The sequence below is a fragment of the Rickettsia endosymbiont of Culicoides newsteadi genome (assembly GCF_002259525.1).
In the GTDB taxonomy this organism is placed as follows: Bacteria; Pseudomonadota; Alphaproteobacteria; order Rickettsiales; family Rickettsiaceae; genus Tisiphia.
In genome coordinates this window covers 1-3222 of sequence record NZ_MWZE01000124.1, presented here as the reverse complement: position 1 = coordinate 3222, position 3222 = coordinate 1, and the positions used below count along the sequence as shown (strand labels likewise).

Sequence of the window (3222 nt, the reverse complement as noted above, 5' to 3'; positions counted from 1 at the left end):
ACCTGCTCTCTCATTAATTTTTTCTTTAATATTGTCTTACCATTTTTATCTACACCGTGAATTTGAAAAATTCTTTTTGCAATATCTATACCAATTGTGGTAACTTCCATATGGGTCTCCTTATTGTTGTTTAGGATTCATTTCCTATCCTAGAAGATTAGCATATGCTTCTCATTCTGTATATAGGGTAGGTCCATACCATTAATTCAGGAGAATTGGGTAGCATGAGCGATGGAGCGACACCTATATATAATAAGCAAGTGACGAGTGACGACGCCACCAACTTCTCATCAATTGACTATACAACTAATAAAATTCCTGATTCTACATTTATTCAAGACAAGATTGAACAAAGCATAAGGTCAGATGAAGGAAGCTTAGAATTAGACAAAAAGAGCGTAAGATCAGATAAAGGAAGCTTAGTGCTGTCAGATGGAGAAAGCATAGCATCAAATGGAGAAAACGTAGAATTAAACAAAAGGAGCGTAAGGTCAGATGAAGGAAGCTTAGAATTAGACAAAAAAAGCATAAGGTCAGATGAAGGAAGCTTAGAATTAGACAAAAAAAGCATAAAGTCAAATGAAGGAAGCTTAGAATTAGACAAAAAGAGCGTAAGATCAGATAAAGGAAGCTTAGTGCTGTCAGATGGAGAAAGCATAGCATCAAATGGAGAAAACGTAGAATTAAACAAAAGGAGCGTAAGGTCAGATGAAGGAAGCTTAGAATTAGACAAAAAAAGCATAAGGTCAGATGAAGGAAGCTTAGAATTAGACAAAAAAAGCATAAAGTCAAATGAAGGAAGCTTAGAATTAGACAAAAAGAGCGTAAGATCAGATAAAGGAAGCTTAGTGCTGTCAGATGGAGAAAGCATAGCATCAAATGAAGAAAGCGTAGAATTAAACAAAAGGAGCGTAAGGGCAAATGAAGAAAACATAGAGTTGTCAGATGAAGAAAGCGTAGCATTAAATGAAGAAAGCTTAGAATTAAACAAAAGGAGCGTAAGAGCAAATGAAGAAAACGTAGAGTTGTCAGATGAAGAAAGCATAGGGTCAAATGAATGGGATGTAGAGGTATATTCAGAATATGAGGAAGACTCTGATTCTAGTACACTACCAATGCCTCCGCCTCGAACTCAAGCTCAGGCTCATAATAAGGTTAAGGATTCAGACTCAGAACTTAACAACAACAAAGACTCAGATCAAAATTCAGAATTAAAAGAAAAAGAAGAGCAAAAACCAAATTCAAAATCAGAACTTGACAACAACCAAGACTCAAAATCAGAAACACCATCGAGTCCAGTATTAAAGCCAAATATATCAGCTGACAACGATATTGCCTCCCGCAATAACAGTGATGCATTAATATTGCAAGAACAGGTAAAAGCATTAGAACAACAAACAGTAGAGGTACCAAAACAAGTAACTTCAGCAACAATAAATTCAGTAGCATCAGTTTTTGATTTTATAGAACAGTCTGTTCAATCAAGATTCCACCAACTTGATCTTGCAGCTCTTGCTTCTGGTGATGAAGATAATATTGTGTCTAAAAATGTCTGGGTTAGTGGTACGATTGGTGTGGCTAAGTATGAGGGGGGTAACATATTAAGTAGATATACCGGCAGAACTAGGGCTGCAACTATTGGGGGTGATATAGAACTGCAAGGTGGTAGCATTATAGGAGGAGCTTATAACTATGTCATTTCTAACTTTAAATACAAAAATCGTACTGACAAAGTTGCTGCCCACGCCCATGTAATATCTATATATGGTCAAACTAATTTGTCTGATAAATTAATACTACAAGGTGTTTTTTCCTTTGCCCTTGGTAATGTTTCTGCAAAAATACCAGTGCAAAACCAGATGGCTAAGGCTAAATTTGATAATACTTCATATAGTAGTAAGATAGTAGTTGCTCACAAATCACATGTTGGTAAAGTATTAATCACCCCAAATATTGGGTTAAAGTATGGAGGATACAATATTGCTGGATATAATGAAAGATTTGAAGCACAGAGTCTATCGGTCGCTGCTACTAATGACAGAAGAGCTTCTGGAATTATAGGATTTGAAGCAGTTATACCAATGAAGATTAGTGATACTACCCAGGTGATTCCTGGATTGCACATGGAAGGTGAGAGATTTTTGCATAATAAGCAACAGAAGGTTCGTATGCAGATAGAGTCAGGCGTATCTAATAGAAGAGAGGAAGTATTGCTACTTGAAAAACCGGCTAAATATAACTACAAAGTTGGTGGGACTATTACTATAAAACGTGGAGTGACAGAAATTATGGCAGTATATGATTATTTAGCTTCTAATAATAAATACTCTAGCCATCAAGGTTCGATAAAATTGAGAGTATCGTTTTAATTCCGACTCCTAATAAAGTACACCACATAGTAAAATATTGGGGTAGTTGCTATGGTGAAAAACAGTTTGAATAAATAGCTGTTAAATATTAAAGATATCATTTGTTCATAAGGTACAACCCCAATAACTGTAACAAAAATAACTACAATCGATGTATCAATAAATAACGATATGGCACTACTCAAATTTCTTAGAAAAAGGTATTTATTGTTAGTAAGTTTGCGAATTAGTAAATAAAGCCTTATATCTATCATCTGAGCTGTATAACTAGCTGTTATTGAACCAAATAGCGATACGCTATATGCCCCAAATACCGAGTCAAAAGTATTATTGTCAATTTTTGACCAGGTAGTAGCTTGTAGATAACCCATGAAACTGATAATACATAATACCAAAATATTTATACTAGTTGCCAATCTAACGCAAAATTGTGCTTTCTCTTTACCATAAAACTCGGATATTAAGTTAGTTATTAGAAAAGTGACCGGATAAAAAATCGCCCCAACCGATAGTTCAAAGGTATAAATAGAGAAAATAGGTAAATAAACAAATTTCTGATATACTAAGTTACTAACTACTATTAGCACAACAAATAAAGCACATAAAAAAACATAAATTTTTTCTTGTAACTGCATATATAGATAGCCCTAATAAGTTCTTAATATTGAGTTGTAAATTGTCATTTCTGCGAACTATTGTCATATATGGACGAGTGAATTTGTCAAGAAAGAAAATAAAAAAATAGAGCCACAAGGGAGTGTTCGTCAAACTGTGTCAAGTTGAAAAAATAATCTTTTAAATATATAAAATAAAGATTATTGATGTTGTAAATAGCGAAGAATGTGGATAAGTT

The 3222-nt window shown here is 34.1% G+C and carries 2 protein-coding genes and 1 pseudogene; 1 reads left to right on the top strand and 2 read right to left on the bottom strand.

The annotated features are described in order from the left end of the window. Nucleotides 1-110, bottom strand: a pseudogene (locus tag RiCNE_RS08165) (IS110 family transposase); the annotation flags it as partial. Nucleotides 111-224: 114 nt separating this feature from the next. Between RiCNE_RS08165 and RiCNE_RS06610 the strand changes: the two are divergent. Further along, nucleotides 225-2369, top strand: a complete 2145-nt coding sequence (locus tag RiCNE_RS06610) for an autotransporter domain-containing protein (RefSeq protein ID WP_094649776.1) — start codon at nt 225-227, stop codon at nt 2367-2369. On the opposite strand, the gene RiCNE_RS06605 is transcribed toward RiCNE_RS06610, so the two are convergent. Beyond that, entirely contained in the window at nt 2366-3004 is a 639-nt protein-coding gene (locus tag RiCNE_RS06605; RefSeq protein WP_094649775.1) for a queuosine precursor transporter, read from the bottom strand. The genes RiCNE_RS06610 and RiCNE_RS06605 overlap by 4 nt on opposite strands. Nucleotides 3005-3222: the final 218 nt, after the last annotated feature.

What these genes read in the sequence shown, in the direction of transcription:
- RiCNE_RS06610 (WP_094649776.1), top strand. Translation starts at nt 225, where the DNA reads ATGAGCGATGGAGCGACACCTATATATAATAAGCAAGTGACGAGTGAC.
- RiCNE_RS06605 (WP_094649775.1), bottom strand. Translation starts at nt 3,004, where the DNA reads ATGCAGTTACAAGAAAAAATTTATGTTTTTTTATGTGCTTTATTTGTT.